This window comes from Tissierella sp. QWL-11, from assembly GCF_058683765.1.
In genome coordinates this window covers 2,087,560-2,107,455 of record NZ_CM178750.1, presented here as the reverse complement: position 1 = coordinate 2,107,455, position 19,896 = coordinate 2,087,560, and the positions used below count along the sequence as shown (strand labels likewise).

Sequence of the window (19,896 nt, the reverse complement as noted above, 5' to 3'; positions counted from 1 at the left end):
GGTTTACCATGGTAAGTTTTTATACATTTCAAACTAATATTTGTGATATAAATATATATTTTGATTCCAATTTTTTATATGGACTCTCCTTTAATGGAGAAAGAAATAAGAGAATAGAAAAATATATAAACAAAAATATTGGTGAAATTTCAAAAGTTGTAGATGAAAATTATGGATATACAGAACAGATAAAAAAATATTTAAATGGTGAATTAAAAGAGTTTTCCATACCGGTAAAATTCTTTGGGACTCCTTTTCAAAATAGGGTTTGGAAGGAACTTCTAAATATTCCATATGGAGAAACTATAACTTATAAAGAAATGGCAAATAGGATAGGAAACCCTAAGGCTTATAGAGCAGCAGGAGGGGCCTTGAATAAAAACCCTATTAGTATAGTGATACCTTGCCATAGAGTAATAGGGAGTAATGGAAACTTGACTGGATTTGGTGGAGGAATAGATTTAAAAGAAAAACTATTAAACTTAGAGAAGAAAGATACACAAAAAGCTTAGGAGAGATAAAATGGAGAAATATATCAAAAGAGTATCTATGATACTTGTTATTGCAATTATATTTTCAATAGGAGTAGCTTGTAGTAAGGAAGATGATTCAGGTAAATTAGAAGAAGATACAAATGAAAAAGAAGAAATAGTAGATGAAACTTCAGATTTATATCCATTAAAGGTTGAAGATGGATTTGGAGAAGAGTGGACTATTGAAGAAGAACCAAATAGAATAATCTCTCTAGCTCCAAGTCATACAGAAATATTATTTGCACTTGGATTAGATGAAAAGATAGTAGGAGTTACTTCCTTTGCTGACTACCCAGAGGCCGCACTAGAAAAAGATAAAATCGGGGATGTCCAAGGAATAAATTTAGAAAGAATTATAGAATTAGAGCCAGATTTAGTTTTAAATTATGGTTTTACAGACAATGAAGAATTGTCAAGATTAAAAGAAGCAGGAATAAAAGTATTAGGATTTGAGCCTGAGACTATAGATGAAGTAATACAAACAATTAAAAAAATAGGCCAAATTACAAATACAGAAAAACAAGCAGACGAAATCATAACAGATATGGAAAACAAGCGAGATGAGATAGTGAAAAAAGTAGAAGGTTTAGAAAAAAAGAGAGTGTTTTATGAGATATGGCATGAACCACTAATGGCTGCAGGACCAGGCTCTTTTATGGATGAATTAATTACTCTTTCTGGAGGTATTAATATAGCATCAGATGCAGAAGGAGCATATTCCAATTATGATTTAGAAGCTCTTATAGAAAAAGATCCAGAAGTTTATTTAACTTCTAATGATTTACCAGAAAAAACTAAAGAGACAATAGAAGATAGACCAGGATATGAAGGGATAACTGCTATAAAACAGGGAAATATCTATCTGTTAGATGGAAATATAACCTCAAGACCTGGACCAAGGATAGTAGAAGCACTTGAAATAGTAGCAAAATCAATACATCCGGAAATATTTAAATAAGTTGGGATTTTATGAAAAAAACTTTAAATAAAAATGTATATAGTATTACAATAATAGTTTTATTTTTACTATTGATAATTTCAATTGGAGTATTTTCAACAATTGGAACAGCAGATGTAAATCCAATTAATACATTTAAAATAATAGGGTCAAAAATACCATTTTTGAAAAATAAAATTGATACAAGGGATATATCTACAACCTTAGATACTATTATTTGGAATATAAGATTACCTAGGGTTATATTGGGAGTTCTTGTAGGCGCCAGTCTTTCTACTGCTGGCGCTGCTTTTCAAGGTATGTTTAAAAATCCCATGGCAGATCCATATGTCATAGGTATATCATCTGGAGCAGCTTTAGGTGCAGCTGTAGCTATTATATTAAAACTAGATATAAATATTTTTAATATACCTATAATAACTGTATTTTCATTTTTAGGGGCACTTCTTGCTGTGACCATAGTATATAATATTGCTAAAGTTAAAAATAAGATTCCAGTTACATATTTACTATTAGCAGGGGTTGCCACAGGACAGTTTTTCACTTCAATAATGAGTTTTTTAATGGTTTTATACAATAAGGATATGACAAAGATAATTTATTGGACTCTAGGAAGTCTATCAGGCAAAGGTTGGGCTCCAGTAAAATCTATAGCAATACCTGTGATACTAGTTATGTTACTTTTAAATTATTTTGCTAAGGATCTAAATATAATGTTAACTGGTGAAGAATCTGCTCAGAGTTTAGGAGTAGATGTGGAAAAGACAAAGATATATATATTAGTTCTTGGGACACTTATTACTTCTTTAGTTGTTTCTGTAAGTGGAATAATAGGATTTGTAGGTCTTATAATTCCTCATATTGTAAGGATTTTAATAGGACCAGATCATAGAATACTTCTTCCTGCATCTGCATTATTTGGAGGGATATTTATGATATTTGCTGATACTATGGCTAGAACTTTAATATCTCCAACGGAAATCCCTGTAGGTATAATAACCGCATTATTTGGAGGACCATTTTTTATATATCTTTTAAAATCAAGAAAAAATCTATAAAGATTCAATTTAGAAAACAGAGGTGGAATTCGATGTATGCTTTAGAGGCAAAAAATATAGAATTTGGATTTGACAATGATTTAGTATTAAATAGTGTATCATTTAATATCAAAAAAGGAAGTTTCACAAGTATAATAGGTCCAAATGGTTCTGGAAAATCCACCTTATTAAAGACTTTAAACAATATATATACTCCAAATAGAGGAAATATAAAGGTCAATGGTAAAGATATAAATAATTTTAAGAAAAAAGAACTCGCCAAAAAAATGGCTTTAGTACCTCAAAACACACAAATAGATTATAATTTTACAGTAGAAGATATAGTTCTTATGGGAAGATATCCTTATAAAACTAGATTTCAAAAAGAAAGCGAAGAAGATTATACTATAGTGAGAGATTCTCTTAAAATGACTAATACTATTGATCTTAGAAAAAGATATATAAATGAACTTTCAGGTGGAGAAAGACAAAGGGTTATAATATCAAAGGCCTTAGCTCAAAAATCACAGATCATTTTATTAGATGAACCAACATCAAGCTTAGATATAAATCATCAAATAGAGATATTAGATCTTTTAAAAGAGTTAAATGAAAGAGAGAAGACTACTATAATCCTGGTTATACACGATATAAATTTAGCAGCTAGATACTCTGATGAACTTATACTTTTAAAAGATGGAAAGATATTAAGTAAAGGAATGGCAGATGAAGTCATAAGCATTAAAAACATAGAAAAGTCTTATAATATAAATACAATTATAGAAAAAAACAAATACACAAATTCCCTATACCTTACACCTATAAATATTAAGAAAAGGACAAAGCCATCTCAATCCCATAAAGTACACATAATATCTGGAGGGGGAACTGCATCAGAGGTAATAAACAGATTTTATAGAGAAGGATTTTCACTTTCTTTAGGAGTTCTAAATGTAGGTGATAGTGATTGGGAACATGCTAAGAGTTTAAACCTAAGAATAGTAGAAGAATCTCCCTTTACTAAAATAAGTGAAGAAGCTCATTTGGAAAATATAGATTTTGTACTAGATTCTGATATAGTTGTAATAACTGATATGCCCATAGGGACAGGCAATTTAAAAAACTTACTTGCAGCAAAAAAAGCCTTGGAAAATGGAAAGGAAGTTTTTTATTTGAAAAACCATAATCTAAATATAGATTATACTAAGGGTGAGGGTATGAAGATATTAAGAGAAATGGAACAAAAAGGAATGAAAATAAAGTACAATATAGGAGAAGTAATGGAGGAAATCGATTTACTAAAATAAGGTTTACTATTTTCATTAGAACCTTATTTTTTTAATTTGAATTTCCTTTAATTTATGGTATATTAAATTGGGACTATTTAAAGGAGGATTTAATTGAATTATAAGTTGGTAGCTATTGATATGGATGGTACCTTATTAAATAGTGAAAATCAAATAAGTAAAAGAACTAATGAGGCAATTCAAAATGCTAAAAAGAAGGGAGTGGAAATAGTTTTATCAACTGGAAGAATACTTAAATCAGCTATAAATTATTCTGAAAGTTTAGCACTTGGAAATCCTATAATATCTTGCAATGGAGCAGTAATAACAGATGAAAATCAAAATATTATATATAAAAAAAGTATTAATATAGATATTGCAAAAGACATAATGGAATTAGGTAAAAAGCATGATATATATTATCATTTTTATAGCGATACAGATTTATATTCAAATGTGCATATTGAAGATATCATAAAATTTTATAATGATCCTAATACAAAAGATGAAAAAAAACAAATAAGAATGAATATATTTAAAGATTCAAAAGAGATATTTGACAATAATATAGAAGTGTGTAAATTTTTATTTATTGATACAGATATAGATAAATTAAAATTCTTAAGAGAAAAAATGAAACTAATAAACGGGATAAATGTATGTAGTTCCTGGGAAAATAATATTGAAGTAATGGATATGGAAGTTTCAAAAGGTTATGGACTAGATTATCTGTCAAATAGATTAGATATCTCAAAGGAAGAGATAATAGCAATAGGAGATAATGAAAATGATATTTCTATGTTAAATTATGCAGGACTTGGAGTAGCTATGGGAAATGCAGTAGAAAAAACTAAAAAACACGCAGATATTATTACCCATAGTAATGACGAAGATGGAGTTGCCAAGGTAATAGAGAAGTATATACTTGAAACAGGAGATGAAATCTAGATGTCTTTAAATATAGTTTTAGTAGAACCAGAGATACCCCATAATACAGGGAGCATAGCAAGGACTTGTGCACTTACAAATACTCGATTACATTTAGTAAGACCTTTAGGTTTTAGGGTAGATGATAAATATTTAAAAAGGGCAGGACTTGACTATTGGCATTTAGTAGATATAAATTATTATGATAGCTTTGATGAATTAAAAGATAAATATCCAAATGGAGACTTTTATTATGCAACAACTAAAGCTGAAAACTTTCATAGTGATTTCTCATATAAGGATAATAGCTTTTTTGTGTTTGGGAAAGAAACAAAGGGCTTATCTGAAGAAATACTAAAGGACAATATGGATAAAGCCATAAAAATCCCTATGAAAAGAGATATAAAAAGATCTCTTAATCTATCTAATTCAGCAAATATAATTCTTTATGAAGCTCTGAGACAGTTAGATTTTCCTTTTTTAGATTAATTTTAAATTCCACATATAGACTAAAGAAAAACTAGGAGGATTAAGATGAATAATGTTTTACCTATAATTGGTGGATTGGCCCTATTCTTATATGGTATGAATATAATGGGAGCCGGCTTAGAAAAAGTTGCAGGCAGACGCTTAAATAGATTGATAGAAGTTTTAACTACTAATAGATTTATGGGGGTTATTGTAGGTGCTGTAGTAACAGTATTAGTTCAAAGTAGTAGTGCTACTACAGTAATGGTTATAGGATTTGTAAATGCTGGCCTTATGACTTTAGGGCAAGCAACTGGAGTAATAATGGGAGCAAACCTAGGTACTACAATTACTTCTCAAATTATAGCTTTAAATGTTGCAGAATATGCTCCAATAGCTGTGGCTATAGGTGTAGCTTTGTTTATATTTTCATCTAAAGAAAAAATTAATAATATAGCAGAGATATTAATAGGTTTTGGAATTCTTTTTATAGGTATGGATATGATGGGAAAAGGATTAAAGCCATTAGCAGAGCTTGAAGCCTTTTCAAATATAATGACTAGTTTAAATAATCCGATATTAGGAGCTTTAGCAGGATTACTATTGACTACTATAGTACAAAGCAGTAGTGCTTCCATAGGACTTCTACAGGCTCTTGCAGGAGAAGGATTAATAGGTGTACATATAGCTTTTCCGATTTTGTTTGGGCAGAATATAGGTACTACTACAACTGCACTTTTGTCTAGTATAGGTGCAAATAAGACAGCTAAAAGAGCAGCTATAATACATTTTTTATTCAATTTAGTAGGAACTATTATCTTTATGACTATTCTTTGGAAACCTATAGAATGGTTAGTACTATTAATTACGCCTAATAATATAAAAGCTCAAATTGCAAATGCACATACTATATTTAATTTAATAAATGTTGTAATTCAGTTCCCATTTGCTAAATATCTTGTAAAAGCTGCAGAGTTCTTAGTAAAGGGAGAAGAGGTTCCAAGTATAGAAGCAGCTATATATCTAGATGAAAGAATTATAGAAACTCCTTCCATAGCTTTAGGTCAAGCCAATAAAGAAGTATTAAGAATGGGAGAGTTAGTAGCTGAAAATCTTGCTAAATCTAGAGAGGTATTAGCAGATGAAAATTATGAAGGGATAGAAAATATATTAGAAAGAGAAGCTCTAATAAATAAAATAGAAAGAGAAATAACTCATTATTTAGTCCAGTTATCAAATGCCACATTATCTGATGAACAGCATCAAGAAGTAAATAATCTATTATATATTATAAATGATATAGAAAGAGTAGGAGACCATGTAGAAAACTTAACAGAATTAGCTCAATTAAAAGAAGAAAAGAGCTTATACTTTAGTAATGAGGCAATAAATGGGCTTCATGAGATGTTTGATAAATGTGAAGAGACCTATAACAAATCTATTTTAGCATTTACAAATACCGATTTTGATTTAGCAAATAGAGTATTAGTCTTAGAAGATGAAGTAGATGAAATAGAAAGTAGAAATAGGGCTGAGCATATTGACAGATTAAATAAAAAAGATTGTCAGACAGAGCCAGGAATACTTTTCTTAGATGCTCTTAGCAATCTTGAGAGAGTAGCAGATCATTCAGTAAATGTAGTCATGACTGTATTAGATAAATTCAAAAAATAATTACTTTAAAGAGGAGAGAGATTGTTGATAGTAGAACATTATTTAGAAATGATTATACCTTATATTACTAGTGTTTTAGAACTAATAGGGGTTACTATAATTACCATAGCAGCTATAAGAGGGGTAATAAAGTTTTTTAAAAATGGATTTGATTTTAAGGATGATTATGTAGCTATTGACTTTGCAAAGGCAATGTCTCTTAGTTTAGAATTTAAATTAGCTGCAGAGATAATAAAAACTGTAGTAATAAGAACTCTAGATGAATTTGTAATTCTTGCATCAGTAGCCATACTTAGAGTGGTACTAAGTTTTGTATTACACTGGGAACTTAAAAGTGGAGCTAAAAATATAAAAGACACAGATATTTGTGATATAGATATAGAAATAAATAAATAATTTTAACAAAATAATAGAAATATATTGAATATTATTTAAAGTTAAGTTATAATGAAGATACAATGTTAAATGAATAACAATAAATTGGATGATAAATATGGGAGAGACTTTTAAAGCACCGAAGGAAGAACATATAGTTTTGCAAACTATATGGAAAATCTCAGGTAAAAGGACCGTATTTTGACAGAACTCTGGAAAGCTAAAAGCACCGAAGGAGCAAGCCATAATTATTGGGGAATCTCTCAGGTAAAAAAACAGAGTAAATAGGCTAAGTTCTATTTACTCTGTTTTTTTATAGTTTTATAGTTAGAAATCAGAAAAATGGGTAAGAATATTGAGATGAGTATATTAAAATTATATATAAAGTAATTAAGGAGGAATTTTATGATTTATGATGTAATAATTATAGGAGCGGGACCAGCAGGATTATCCGCAGGATTATATGCTGCTAGGGCTAGATTAAATACACTAATAATTGAGAAAGATACAGATGGCGGACAAATAGCTACGACTGACGAGGTTGAAAACTATCCTGGAGCAATAGAAGGAGACACAGGACCTAGTCTAGTAAAGAGGATGGCAGAACAAGTAGAAAAATTTGGAGCCAAAAGAATTTCAGGAAAAGTTACAGAAGTAGATTTGAGCGAAAAGATTAAAATTGTTAAAACAGGAGAAGAGACGTATCAAGCTAAAACAGTTATTATAGCTACAGGGGCTGTGCCAAGGACACTAGGAGTACCAGGTGAAAGGGAGCTTACAGGAAGAGGCGTTTCATATTGTGCTACTTGTGATGGGGCATTCTTTGAAGATTTAGAAGTATATGTAATGGGTGGAGGAGACTCAGCTGTTGAAGAAGCAATATTTTTAACTAAATTTGCTAAGAAAGTAACTATTATACATCGTAGAGATGAACTAAGAGCAGCTAAATCCATACAAGAAAAAGCCTTTAAAAATGAAAAAATAGATTTTATGTTTGATACTGTAATTACAGAGATTAAGGGAGACGGAATGTTAGAATCCTTTGTAGTTAAAAATCTAAAAACAGAGGAAGAAAAAGAAATCTTCCCTGATGAAGAAGATGGAGCTTTTGGACTATTTGTATTTGTAGGGTACTTACCAGCTACAGATTTATTTAAAGATATGATAGAAATGGAAAGAAACTATATAGTTACAGACGATAATATGAAGACAAACATAGAAGGCGTATTTGCAGCAGGAGATAATAGAATTAAATCCTTAAGACAAGTTGTAACTGCAACTGCTGATGGGGCAATAGCAGCTGTTCAAGCTGAGAAGTATATAGAAAATAATTTTGAAGAATAATAATTGGAGGGATTTAGTATGTTAGAGTTAAACAAAGAAAATTTTGAAGAGGAAGTTTTAAAATCTAGTGGATATGTATTAGTAGATTTTTGGAGTCCAAGTTGTGAACCATGCAAAGCCTTAATGCCACATGTAGAAAATTTTGAAGAAGAATATGGAAGCAGTATTAAATTTGCATCTTTAGACATTACAAAAGCAAGAAGAGTGGCTATTGGACAAAAAGTACTGGGTTTACCAGTTATAGCAATATATAAAGATGGGGAAAAAGTTGATTCAGTAGTAGCAGATAAAGCAAACAAAAATTCAGTAGAAGAAATGATTAAGAAGTATGCTTAAGGTTTTAATTCTGGAAAACCAGATTTAAAATATAACTGTATATGGGGAGGTGAAATTATGCGTCTAGAATTAGGCCAAGTGCTAATTAAAAACATTCAATTTGGTGAAGAAACCAAAATTGATAATGGGGTGCTTCATGTAAATAAAGAAGAATTGATAAATCTTATAAAAGAAGATGAGCATCTTTCATTTGTAGACGTAGAAATTGCAAGACCTGGTGAAAGTATTAGGATTACTCCAGTAAAAGATGTTATTGAACCAAGAGTTAAAACTGAAGGTCCTGGAGGTATATTTCCAGGGGTGTTATCAAAGGTGGAAACTGTAGGTTCTGGAAAGACTAATGTATTAAAGGGAGCAGCAGTAGTAACTACAGGTAAGATAGTAGGTTTCCAAGAGGGTATAATTGATATGACAGGAGTTGGAGCTGAATATACTCCATTTTCAAAATTAAACAATTTAGTTTTAATTTGTGAACCTGTTGAAGGCTTAAAAGCTCATGATCATGAAAGAGCTGTTAGATTTGCAGGCTTTAAAGCTGCTAATTATCTAGCACAAGCTGCAAAAGATATTGAACCTGATAATGTAGAAGTATTTGAAACACTACCACTTTTAGAACAGATAAATAAATACAAAGATTTACCTAAGGTAGCGTATGTGCAAATGCTTCAATCTCAGGGATTACTTCATGATACCTATGTATATGGAGTAGATGCAAAGCAGATAGTTCCTACAATACTATATCCAACTGAAATAATGGATGGAGCTATATTAAGTGGTAACTGTGTATCTGCATGTGATAAAAATACAACTTATCATCATCTAAACAATCCTGTGGTTCATGACCTATTTGAAAAACATGGCAAGGAATTAAACTTCGTTGGAGTTATAATTACAAACGAAAACGTATATCTTGCAGATAAAGAAAGATCTTCAGATTGGACAGCAAAATTAGCAGAATTTTTAAATTTAGATGGTGTTGTGATTTCTCAAGAGGGATTTGGTAATCCTGATACAGATCTTATTATGAATTGTAAAAAAATTGAGAAAAAAGGTATTAAGACAGTTATAATAACTGATGAATATGCAGGAAGAGATGGGGCAAGTCAGTCTCTAGCAGATGCTGATCCTCTAGCAGATGCTGTTGTAACTGGAGGTAATGCAAATGAAGTAATAACATTACCTAAACTTGATAAGGTCATAGGAAGTTTAGATTATACAGATATAATAGCTGGTGGATTTGATGGTAGTTTAGATAAGACAGGAGAAATTACTGTTGAAATCCAAGCTATCACTGGAGCAACAAATGAATTAGGCTTTAACAAAATGTCTGCAAAGACAAAATAATATATAATAAATAAAATAGAGAGAGGATGTGGAAATATGTCTATATTCGACGCTGACAAAAAAGTTATGATCATCGGAGATAGAGATGGTATACCTGGACCAGCAATGGAAGAATGTATAAAGACCACACCTGCAGAGATAGTTTTTTCAGCAACTGAATGTTTTGTCTGAACGGCTGCAGGCGCAATGGATTTGGAAAATCAAAAAAGGGTTAAAGAAACAGCTGATAAATACGGTGCAGAAAATATAATCGTAGTTATCGGTGGAGCAGAAGCAGAAGCAGCAGGATTAGCAGCTGAAACTGTAACTGCAGGTGACCCAACTTATGCAGGTCCATTAGCAGGAGTTCCGTTGGGACTTAGAGTATATCATGCAGTAGAACCAGAGTTTAAAGAAAGTGTAGACGCTGAAGTTTACGAAGATCAAATTGGTATGATGGAAATGGTACTTGAAGTAGATGAAATAATTGAAGAAGTTAGTTCTATGAGAAAAGAATACGGAAAATATAACGATTAAATAGAACTTAAAATGAGAAAGGAGGGGAATATGTGGATAAAATAAAGGTTGTACATTATATAAATCAGTTCTTTGCCGGTATAGGTGGAGAAGAAAAGGCAGATATTAAACCTGAAATAAGAGATGGAGTAGTAGGGCCTGGTATGGCCATAAATGGAGGATTTAAAGGTGAAGCTGAAATAGTTGCCACTGTTATATGTGGAGACACTTATTTTGGAGAAAACACTGAAGAAGCTAAAAAAGAAATCCTTGAAATGATAAAGTCTAAGGATCCAGATTTATTTATCGCCGGTCCAGCTTTTAATGCAGGTAGATATGGATTTGCATGTGCCACTATGGCAGATGAAGTACAAAAAAAATTAGGTATACCTGTTATAACTGGAATGTATGAAGAAAATCCAGGTGCAGATATGTTCAAAAAATCTGTATATATTATTTCCACAAAAGATAGTGCAGTAGGAATGAGAGATGCTGTTAAAAAGATGGTACCCTTGGCTCTAAAACTTGTAAAAGGTGAAGAAATAGGTAGTGCTGAAGAAGAAGGTTATCTAGAAAGAGGTTTAAGAGAAAATTACTTCGCAGATGAAAGAGGATCAAAGAGAGCAGTAGATATGCTAGTTAAAAAATTAAAAGGTGAAGAATTCGAAACCGAATATCCTATGCCTGATTTTGACAGAGTAGATCCAAATCCTGCAGTAAAGGATTTGAAAAATGCAACTATAGCATTAGTTACATCTGGAGGTATTGTACCAAAGGGAAATCCTGACCATATAGAGTCTTCATCAGCCTCAAAATATGGTAAATATGATATATCAGGTTTAGATGACCTTACAAGCGAAACTCATGAAACAGCTCATGGAGGACACGATCCTGTATATGCAAATGAAGATGCAGATAGAGTTCTTCCAGTTGATGTATTAAGAGATTTAGAAAAAGAAGGTAAAATAGGCAAACTTCACAAATACTACTATGCAACTGTAGGAAACGGAACCTCAGTAGCAAGTTCTAAAGCTTATGCTGAAGAATTTAGTAAAGAGCTAAAAGAAGATGGAGTAGATGCAGTTATTTTAACTTCTACCTGAGGCACCTGTACACGTTGCGGTGCAACAATGGTAAAAGAAATTGAAAGAGCGGGTATTCCCGTAGTACATGTATGTACAGTAGTTCCTATATCATTAACTGTAGGAGCAAATAGAATAGTTCCTGCTATAGCTATACCTCATCCATTAGGAGATCCAAAACTTGACCCTAAAGATGAAAAGGCTCTTAGAAGGAAATTAGTTGAAAAAGCTTTAGATGCCCTAGCAACTGAAGTAGAAGGACAAAATGTATTTGACAAGTAAATAAAAAACTTAATAAAAGGGTGATATCATATCACCCTTTTATTAAAGATAATATAAAAATTTGGAGGTGCAAAGATGAATTATTCAGTAGTAAAGGGGTCTAGCTATGTCTTAGTACATACCCCAGATATGATTATTCACAATGGTACAACTCAAACAACAGAAAGACAATTAAATCCAGATTCAGAATATTTAAAAAAACTAGAGGACCATCTAAGAAATTATGAAGAAGTAATAGATTATCTACCAAACCAAGTTTATATAGGAAACAATAAGCCAGAAGACTTAAAGAAAATTTCTCAGCCTTGGTATAAAGAAAAAGTAGAGGGAAGCAAAAGAATAGGTAAATTTGGAGAGATAATGCCACAAAGAGAATTTATAGGCCTTATGAAAATAGTAGATGTATTTGACCTTGTAAAGCTTACAAATGAATTTACTGAAGATGCAAAAAAAGATTTGGAAAATCATCCTTTAATAAATGAGGAATTAGTCTCAAGACTTAAAGTAGGAGAGACCATAGAAGATATTAAAAATTTAATAGAAAATCAAGAGGCAGAAGCTCTATATCACAATAAAGAATTAGTAGGATGTGTAAAAAGAGCCCATGATGTAGATGTAAATCTATCTGCTCATATACTATTTGAAAATCTAGTTTCAAAGGCTTCTGGAGTGCTTTCAGCACTACACTTGATTGACAAAAATGGAATAAATCCTGAAGATATAGACTATGTAATAGAGTGTTCAGAAGAGGCTTGCGGAGATATGAATCAAAGAGGTGGAGGAAACTTTGCAAAGGCTATAGCTGAAATGGCAGGACTTAAAAATGCTACAGGTTCAGATGCTAGAGGATTCTGTGCAGCACCAGCTCATGCCATGGTTCTAGCAGCATCTTTGGTTCAAGCAGGTACATTTAAAAATGTTATGATAGTTGCAGGAGGTTCAACTGCTAAACTAGGAATGAATGGAAAGGATCATGTTAAAAAAGACATGCCTGTATTAGAAGATGTACTTGGAGGTTTTGCAGTTCTTATTTCAGAAAATGACAGTAAAAATCCAATTCTTAGAACAGATATAGTTGGAAGACACACAGTAGGAACTGGTTCATCACCTCAAGCTGTTATTACATCCTTAGTTACTAATCCTTTAGATAATATGGGATTAAAGATAACGGATATAGACAAATATTCTGTAGAGATGCAAAATCCTGATGTTACAAAACCTGCAGGAGCAGGAGATGTACCTACAGCTAATTATAAGATGATTGGAGCTTTAGGTGTTAAAAGAGGAGATTTAGAGAAAAAAGAGCTACTAAACTTTATTCAAAAACATGGTATGGAAGGATGGGCGCCTACTCAAGGACATATACCTTCAGGAGTACCATATGTAGGTTTTGGTAGAGATGAAATTTTAGAGGGAAATATAAAAAGAGCTATGATAGTTGGAAAAGGTAGTCTATTCTTAGGCAGAATGACAAATCTCTTTGATGGTATATCCATAGTAATGGAAAAAAATCCAGGAAAAGTAGAAGAAGAAAAGGGGATATCAGAAGAAGAGGTAAAGAAATTGGTGGCTGAAGCTATGAAGGATTTTGCTAGTCATCTACTAAAGGATTAGAGGTGATAATATGAGTGAAAAACATGTAAAATCTATGATAGGCAAGGTTTTTAATGATATTGCACAAGGTATAGAAACAGGTCAATTTAGCCAAAGAGTTAGAGTAGGCATAACTACCATTGGAAGTGAACTTGGTATGGATAATCTTATAAAAGGTGCTGAAATGGCGGCAAAAAAAGACCCTTCTATAGAAGTAGTATTAATTGGGCCAAAGTCAGATTCTCCCTTGACTCAGGAAATAGCAGACACAGAAGATGAAGTTTATGAAAAAATGGAGAAACTTTTAGATACAGGAGAAATAGATGCTGCAGTTACTATGCACTATAATTTCCCAATAGGAGTTTCTACAGTAGGTAGAACTATAACTCCTGCCCTTGGAAAAGAAATGTTCATAGCAACTACTACAGGAACATCATCATCACACAGAATAGAGGCCATGGTTTTAAATGGAATAAATGGAATAATAACTGCAAAATCCATGGGCATAGATAATCCTACTGTAGGAATTTTAAATGTAGATGGAGCAAGACAAGTAGAAAAAACATTTAAAAAGCTAATAGAAAATGGATACGATGTAAACTTTACTGAATCCAGTAGATCTGATGGAGGATTTGTAATGAGAGGAAATGACCTTTTAAAAGGAGTTCCTGATATAATGATAAATGATACACTTACAGGAAATATCCTAATGAAGATGTTCTCCTCATTTACAACTGGTGGAAGCTTTGAGTCTTCAGGCTATGGATATGGGCCAGGGATAGGAGAAAATTATGATCCAGTAGTTTTAATTCTTTCTAGAGCGTCTGGAAGTCCAGTAGTTTCAAATGCCATCCTGTACGCAGGAGAATTGATTAAGGGAGATTTAAACTCTATTAAAAAAGAAGAATTTAAAAAGGCGAATAAAGCAGGTTTAAAAGATATATTAAAAGCAGCAACTAAAGATAAAGAAAAAAATGAAGAAGAAATATCTCCTCCATCAAAGGAAATGGTGACAGAGACTATAGGTGGAATAGATATTATGGAATTAGAAGATGCGGTTAAAGAATTGTGGAAAAATAATATATATGCAGAATCAGGTATGGGGTGTACAGGACCTATAGTCATGATAAATGAGGCTAAACTCTGTGATGCTATAAAAGTATTAAAAGAATCAGGCTATGCAGTAGAAGATAGGAGTATTTGTTAAACAATCATAATAATCAACATAATTGTTTTAAATGTTGAAATAAATTCTTAAATCAATTATAATAAACTTGTTATATTAAAAAAGTATTAGGGTATAAATAGTTTAGAAACTATTCTAATACTTAAAATTTAAGGGGGATTATAAATGAATAAGAAGTGGTTAGCTTTAGGACTAGCGCTAATCTTAATATTTACATTAGCAGCTTGTTCAAATGATGATGGCGATGTGGCTGACGATCCAGCACCAGGAAATGAAGAGGAGACACCTGATACAGAGGATACAGGTGACACTGGAGATGCAGAAGAGACTTATAAAGTAGCTATGGTTACTGATGAAGGTGGAATAAGTGACCAATCTTTCAATGAGTCAGCTTGGGAAGGACTACAAAAAGCAGATGAAGATTTTGATAATATAGAAGTAAGCTACCAAGAGTCACACAATGATGCTGATTATGCACCGAACTTTGAAACAGTACTAGATGCTGAAAATGATTTAATGTGGGGTGTAGGATATAAATTAGCAGATGCAGTAAAGGAAGCTGCAACAAACAATCCTGACAAACTATATGGTATAGTTGACTTCTCATATGGAGATGAGACTCCAGATAATACTGTAGGAGTTGTGTTTAAAGCAGAGCAACCATCATTCTTAGTTGGATATATTGCAGGAATGATGACTGAAACAGATAAAATAGGTTTTGTAGGTGGTAGAGAAGGAGATGTAATCTGGGGATTTGACTATGGATTCCAAGCAGGAATTCAGTATGCTGCCAAAGAACAAGGTAAAGAGATAGATGTATTATCACAGTATATAGAAACATTCTCTGAAACAACTAAGGCTAAAGCTGCAGCTACTAATATGTATCAACAAGGCATAGATGTAGTATTCCATGCAGCAGGTGGAGCTGGAGATGGAGTTATAGAAGCAGCTAAAGAGCAGGACAAATGGGTAATAGGTGTAGACAGAGACCAAAGTTATTTAGCACCTGAAAATGTGTTGACTTCAGCTATGAAGAGAGTAGATGTTGGTGTGTACAATGTAGTAGAACTATTAAATAAGGGAGAATTCCCAGGTGGAGAAACTATAGTGTATGGATTAGAAGATGGTGGAGCTGTAGATATAGCACCAACTTCTGACAAATATGTACCAGCAGAAATCCTTGATAAAGTAGAAGAATTAAAACAAGAAATCATAGATGGTAAAATAGTAGTTCCATTCAATGAAGAGACATATGAAGTATATATGGAGGAACTTAAGTAAGCAGTAGTAAATAAAATTAAAAAGCTTAAGGCCATGGCCTTAAGCTTTTTAAATCTAGATAGGAGGAAACCCTGTTGGAAAATAAACCTGAAAACGCAATAGTAATGAAAAATATTACTAAGAGATTTGGTAGCTTTACTGCAAATGACAATATAGACTTAACAGTAGCTAAGGGAGAGATTCATGCTCTTCTAGGTGAAAATGGAGCAGGTAAGAGTACTCTTATGAATATACTCTATGGTCTTTTACAACCTAGCTCTGGAGAAATATACATAAATGAGGAAAAGACAAAGATCAATAATCCCAATATAGCAATATCTAAAGGTATAGGAATGGTCCATCAACATTTTATGCTTGTAGAATCATTTTCAGTTGTAGAAAATATAATCTTAGGTATGGAAACTACAAAGGGCATTGTATTAGATATAGATAGAGCTACAAAAGAGTTAAAAGAACTTTCGGAAAAATATGGTCTATATATAGAGCCTGATGCAAAAATAGAAGATATCACTGTTGGTATGCAGCAAAGGGTAGAAATATTAAAATCCCTATACAGAGGTGCTGATATTCTAATACTAGATGAACCTACAGCAGTTTTAACACCTCAGGAAATAGAAGAATTAATCACCATACTAAAGGGCTTATCAGAGCAAGGGAAAACTATAATTATAATAACTCATAAATTAAAAGAGATAAAAGCAGCGGCTGATTATTGCACTATCATTAGAAGAGGTAAAAAAATAGATACAGTTAAGGTTTCAGATGTAAGCATAGACGAACTTGCAGAAATGATGGTAGGTAGAGAAGTAAATTTTAATGTAGAAAAACAATTATTAGAAAAGGGTAAAAAAGTATTAGAATTAAAGGATCTTGTAATTAAGGATAATAGAAAGTTAAATGCAGTAGATGGGCTATCATTAGATCTATATTCTGGAGAAATATTAGGAATAGCAGGTGTAGATGGAAATGGACAATCAGAACTTATAGATGGACTTACAGGTCTTAGGGATATAGAAAGTGGACAAGTTATCCTAAATGGCCAGGACATTACAAAGAGCTCTCCATATGAAGTTATTAATAGTGGTATAAGTACTATCCCTGAAGATAGACAGAGAAGAGGACTGGTTCTAGATTTTACTGTAGCAGAAAATATGGTATTAGAAAATTATTATAAAGAACCTTTTTCTAACAAAGGGATATTAAATCATAAGAAGATAGATGAGTTTACAAATGGACTTATAAAAGATTTTGATATTAGACCCCAGGATCCACATCATTTAGCTGGAGCATTATCCGGGGGTAATCAACAAAAGGTAATAATTGCTAGAGAAATTACAAATAATCCAGAAGTTTTAATAGCAGCACAGCCTACTAGAGGTCTAGATGTAGGTGCCATTGAATTTGTACAAGAGTATCTAGTAAAGCAAAGAGATAAGGAGAAAGCAGTGCTTCTTATATCCTTTGAATTAGATGAAGTAATAGCCTTATCAGATAGGATAGCAGTTATATACAATGGAAAAATAGTAGACATAATAGATGCAAAGGATGCAGATGAAAAGACACTAGGTCTTTTAATGGCAGGAGGAGGGAGTACACATGAAGAAAAATAGATTTCTAGTTACCTTTGTCTCCATTTTATTAGGATTAGTTGTAGGTGCAATTATATTGTTAATAGGTGGGTTTGATCCAGTAGAAACATATAAAACTATGATACTTGGGATATTCAGTAAACCTAAGTATATAGCTTGGACTATAGTTAGATCTACACCTATCATTCTTACAGGTATTTCTGTAGCCTTTGCATTTAGAACAGGATTATTTAATATAGGTGCAGAAGGGCAATTTATAGTAGGGTCCATCTTTGCCACTATGGCAGGATACTTTTTAGATCTACCTCCATTTATACATGTAATAGTAGCTATACTAATAGGAACATTGGCTGCAGGTATATGGGGTGGAATAATTGGTATATTAAAGGCAAAGTTTGGAGTTCATGAAGTTATTTCATCTATAATGATGAACTGGATAGCTATTTACTTAAATAATTACTTTTTAACCTTTGAAAGTTTTAGAAGACCAAATTCTGATTCATCATTTAAAATACTTGATAGTGCCAGCACTAGAATATTGGGAGAGTGGAAATTATCAGAAGTAGGGAGAGCATTTTTAAAAGATCATGAAATATTAAAGGGGCTTTTAAATCCTCCGGTGAATTATGGTATGTTTATAGCCATATTAGTGGCTATTGGGGCTTTCTATATACTTAAAAATACAACTTTAGGGTATCAACTTAAAGCTGTAGGATACAATAGAGATGCAGCTGAATATGCAGGGATAAATATAAATAAAAATGTAGTTTTGTCACTTTTTATAGCAGGAGCAATAGCAGGAATAGCAGGTGCTACTCAAGTATTAGGAGTAGAAGGGCAAGTTAGTTTACTAGATGCTGGTCCAGGTTATGGCTTTGATGGTATAGGAGTATCTCTAATAGCTGCCAATAATCCTTTAGCAACTATCCCAGCAGGACTTTTATTTGGGGGGCTAAAGTATGGTGGAGGGAAATTAAACTCCCTTATAAGTGTGCCATCTGAAATAATAGATATAACCATAGGTACTATAATTTTCTTTGTAGCTATGCCTAAATTAATTTATATGATGAGTTCAGTATTTAAAAAGAATAAAAGAGGTGATAAGGTTGAATAGTGTAATTGATAATATAGGTATTATATTGGGAATATCACTTATGTATGCAGCACCTCTTATATACACAGCTTTAGGAGGAGTTTTATCTGAGAATTCAGGAGTAGTAAATATAGGACTAGAAGGTATGATGACCATAGGAGCTTTTACTGGAGCAGCTGTTGGTTATTATACATTAAACCCTTGGTTTGCTTTTTTAGCCGCAGGCTTAGCAGGTGGAGTTCTTGCATTATTTCATGCCATAGCAACAGTGCATTTTACAGCTGATCATGTAGTATCAGGTATTGCTATAAACTTTATTGGACCAGGATTAGCAGTATTTTTAAGTAGAATATTTTTTGATGGGGCATCTATGACATTACCTATAGATTTTGATCATAAGATTCCTAAATCTTTAAATGCTATATTGCCAGAAGAAGGATTTTTCAATTATGTATTTAATCAATATGACACTGTTTATTTAGCATTTATAATGGTAGGATTAGTATGGTTTTTACTATATAAGACTAAGCTAGGGCTTAGAATCAGATCTGTAGGTGAACATCCACGAGCTGCGGACACACTAGGAGTAAATGTATATTTAATAAAATATATAGCAGTTATATTATCAGGAGTTTTTGCAGGTTTTGGTGGAGCTGCTATGAGTTTAGCAGTTGTAGCAAATTACAGAGTTACTCTTATATCAGGTCAAGGATTTATAGCCTTGGCTGCCATGATATTTGGTAAATGGAAGCCAGAAGGTGCTATGTGGGCATGTCTACTTTTTGGAGCTGCACAAGGACTTATAACCTATGTAGGTAGTACATCCTTTCAGGTTCCCTCAGCCTTACTAGCAATGGTTCCATATGTAATAACCCTTTTAGTATTGATATTTGTAGTAGGAGAAGGAAATGGACCAAAGGCTAATGGTATACAGTATGAAAAATAATTTTTAGATGGAGAAAATTTCTCCATCTTTTTTTTATATAAAAATATTTTGTATATTTCGAAATATT

At 32.3% G+C, this 19,896-nt stretch carries 19 protein-coding genes and 1 riboswitch; all 19 genes read left to right on the top strand.

Annotation, left to right across the window (positions count from 1 at the left end):
- Positions 1-8: 8 nt before the first annotated feature.
- The 19 genes from AC4PG3_RS10375 (at position 9) to AC4PG3_RS10285 (ending at position 19,829) form a co-directional block, all read left to right on the top strand.
- Positions 9-512: a methylated-DNA--[protein]-cysteine S-methyltransferase gene (locus tag AC4PG3_RS10375; protein WP_492196558.1), complete on the top strand. Its 504-nt coding sequence runs from the start codon at positions 9-11 to the stop codon at positions 510-512.
- A gap of 10 nt (positions 513-522) precedes the next feature.
- The gene (locus AC4PG3_RS10370; RefSeq protein ID WP_492196557.1) at positions 523-1,491 is read left to right on the top strand and encodes an ABC transporter substrate-binding protein; all 969 of its coding nucleotides are present in this window, start codon (positions 523-525) and stop codon (positions 1,489-1,491) included.
- Positions 1,492-1,502: 11 nt separating this feature from the next.
- Positions 1,503-2,549, top strand: coding sequence for a FecCD family ABC transporter permease (locus tag AC4PG3_RS10365; RefSeq protein ID WP_492196556.1), 1,047 nt, complete (start codon positions 1,503-1,505; stop codon positions 2,547-2,549).
- A gap of 32 nt (positions 2,550-2,581) precedes the next feature.
- A complete protein-coding gene (locus AC4PG3_RS10360) occupies positions 2,582-3,835 on the top strand; it encodes an ABC transporter ATP-binding protein (protein WP_492196555.1) in 1,254 nt (417 codons plus the stop codon).
- A gap of 93 nt (positions 3,836-3,928) precedes the next feature.
- A complete protein-coding gene (locus AC4PG3_RS10355) occupies positions 3,929-4,762 on the top strand; it encodes a Cof-type HAD-IIB family hydrolase (protein WP_492196554.1) in 834 nt (277 codons plus the stop codon).
- Positions 4,763-5,230 (top strand): tRNA (cytidine(34)-2'-O)-methyltransferase, encoded by a 468-nt coding sequence (locus AC4PG3_RS10350; RefSeq protein ID WP_492196553.1) that lies wholly within the window; start codon positions 4,763-4,765, stop codon positions 5,228-5,230.
- A gap of 45 nt (positions 5,231-5,275) precedes the next feature.
- Complete coding sequence (locus AC4PG3_RS10345) at positions 5,276-6,883, top strand: Na/Pi cotransporter family protein (RefSeq protein WP_492196552.1); 1,608 nt, start codon at positions 5,276-5,278, stop codon at positions 6,881-6,883.
- A 24-nt stretch (positions 6,884-6,907) separates the two neighbouring features.
- Positions 6,908-7,279, top strand: a complete 372-nt coding sequence (locus AC4PG3_RS10340) for a DUF1622 domain-containing protein (RefSeq protein WP_492196551.1) — start codon at positions 6,908-6,910, stop codon at positions 7,277-7,279.
- Positions 7,280-7,367: 88 nt separating this feature from the next.
- Positions 7,368-7,465, top strand: a riboswitch (glycine riboswitch).
- A 201-nt stretch (positions 7,466-7,666) separates the two neighbouring features.
- Positions 7,667-8,602 (top strand): thioredoxin-disulfide reductase, encoded by a 936-nt coding sequence (trxB, locus tag AC4PG3_RS10335; protein WP_492198224.1) that lies wholly within the window; start codon positions 7,667-7,669, stop codon positions 8,600-8,602.
- Positions 8,603-8,620: 18 nt separating this feature from the next.
- On the top strand, positions 8,621-8,938 hold the full coding sequence (gene trxA, locus AC4PG3_RS10330; RefSeq protein ID WP_492196550.1) for a thioredoxin TrxA: 318 nt from the start codon (positions 8,621-8,623) through the stop codon (positions 8,936-8,938).
- A gap of 57 nt (positions 8,939-8,995) precedes the next feature.
- The gene (locus tag AC4PG3_RS10325; protein ID WP_492196549.1) at positions 8,996-10,282 is read left to right on the top strand and encodes a glycine/sarcosine/betaine reductase component B subunit; all 1,287 of its coding nucleotides are present in this window, start codon (positions 8,996-8,998) and stop codon (positions 10,280-10,282) included.
- Positions 10,283-10,318: 36 nt separating this feature from the next.
- On the top strand, positions 10,319-10,798 hold the full coding sequence (gene grdA, locus AC4PG3_RS10320) for a glycine/sarcosine/betaine reductase complex selenoprotein A (RefSeq protein ID WP_492196548.1): 480 nt from the start codon (positions 10,319-10,321) through the stop codon (positions 10,796-10,798).
- Positions 10,799-10,830: 32 nt separating this feature from the next.
- On the top strand, positions 10,831-12,141 hold the full coding sequence (gene grdB, locus AC4PG3_RS10315) for a glycine reductase complex selenoprotein B (RefSeq protein ID WP_492196547.1): 1,311 nt from the start codon (positions 10,831-10,833) through the stop codon (positions 12,139-12,141).
- 75 nt (positions 12,142-12,216) lie between these two features.
- Positions 12,217-13,755: a glycine/sarcosine/betaine reductase complex component C subunit beta gene (grdC, locus tag AC4PG3_RS10310; RefSeq protein WP_492196546.1), complete on the top strand. Its 1,539-nt coding sequence runs from the start codon at positions 12,217-12,219 to the stop codon at positions 13,753-13,755.
- Positions 13,756-13,765: 10 nt separating this feature from the next.
- Positions 13,766-14,941 (top strand): glycine/sarcosine/betaine reductase complex component C subunit alpha, encoded by a 1,176-nt coding sequence (gene grdD, locus AC4PG3_RS10305; protein ID WP_492196545.1) that lies wholly within the window; start codon positions 13,766-13,768, stop codon positions 14,939-14,941.
- A gap of 144 nt (positions 14,942-15,085) precedes the next feature.
- On the top strand, positions 15,086-16,201 hold the full coding sequence (locus tag AC4PG3_RS10300) for a BMP family lipoprotein (protein ID WP_492196544.1): 1,116 nt from the start codon (positions 15,086-15,088) through the stop codon (positions 16,199-16,201).
- A 104-nt stretch (positions 16,202-16,305) separates the two neighbouring features.
- Positions 16,306-17,811: an ABC transporter ATP-binding protein gene (locus AC4PG3_RS10295; RefSeq protein WP_492198223.1), complete on the top strand. Its 1,506-nt coding sequence runs from the start codon at positions 16,306-16,308 to the stop codon at positions 17,809-17,811.
- Positions 17,798-18,904, top strand: coding sequence for an ABC transporter permease (locus tag AC4PG3_RS10290; RefSeq protein ID WP_492196543.1), 1,107 nt, complete (start codon positions 17,798-17,800; stop codon positions 18,902-18,904). Before AC4PG3_RS10295 ends, AC4PG3_RS10290 begins: the two co-directional genes overlap by 14 nt.
- Positions 18,897-19,829, top strand: a complete 933-nt coding sequence (locus AC4PG3_RS10285) for an ABC transporter permease (RefSeq protein ID WP_492196542.1) — start codon at positions 18,897-18,899, stop codon at positions 19,827-19,829. The genes AC4PG3_RS10290 and AC4PG3_RS10285 overlap by 8 nt, the downstream gene beginning before the upstream one ends.
- Positions 19,830-19,896: the final 67 nt, after the last annotated feature.

Excerpts from the sequence above, each read along its gene's own strand:
- AC4PG3_RS10300 (WP_492196544.1), top strand. The coding sequence starts at position 15,086 with ATGAATAAGAAGTGGTTAGCTTTAGGACTAGCGCTAATCTTAATATTT.
- trxA (WP_492196550.1), top strand. The coding sequence starts at position 8,621 with ATGTTAGAGTTAAACAAAGAAAATTTTGAAGAGGAAGTTTTAAAATCT.
- AC4PG3_RS10345 (WP_492196552.1), top strand. The coding sequence starts at position 5,276 with ATGAATAATGTTTTACCTATAATTGGTGGATTGGCCCTATTCTTATAT.
- AC4PG3_RS10350 (WP_492196553.1), top strand. The coding sequence starts at position 4,763 with ATGTCTTTAAATATAGTTTTAGTAGAACCAGAGATACCCCATAATACA.
- AC4PG3_RS10375 (WP_492196558.1), top strand. The coding sequence starts at position 9 with ATGGTAAGTTTTTATACATTTCAAACTAATATTTGTGATATAAATATA.
- grdC (WP_492196546.1), top strand. The coding sequence starts at position 12,217 with ATGAATTATTCAGTAGTAAAGGGGTCTAGCTATGTCTTAGTACATACC.
- grdD (WP_492196545.1), top strand. The coding sequence starts at position 13,766 with ATGAGTGAAAAACATGTAAAATCTATGATAGGCAAGGTTTTTAATGAT.
- AC4PG3_RS10360 (WP_492196555.1), top strand. The coding sequence starts at position 2,582 with ATGTATGCTTTAGAGGCAAAAAATATAGAATTTGGATTTGACAATGAT.
- AC4PG3_RS10365 (WP_492196556.1), top strand. The coding sequence starts at position 1,503 with ATGAAAAAAACTTTAAATAAAAATGTATATAGTATTACAATAATAGTT.
- AC4PG3_RS10370 (WP_492196557.1), top strand. The coding sequence starts at position 523 with ATGGAGAAATATATCAAAAGAGTATCTATGATACTTGTTATTGCAATT.
- AC4PG3_RS10295 (WP_492198223.1), top strand. The coding sequence starts at position 16,306 with ATGAAAAATATTACTAAGAGATTTGGTAGCTTTACTGCAAATGACAAT.
- AC4PG3_RS10290 (WP_492196543.1), top strand. The coding sequence starts at position 17,798 with ATGAAGAAAAATAGATTTCTAGTTACCTTTGTCTCCATTTTATTAGGA.
- AC4PG3_RS10325 (WP_492196549.1), top strand. The coding sequence starts at position 8,996 with ATGCGTCTAGAATTAGGCCAAGTGCTAATTAAAAACATTCAATTTGGT.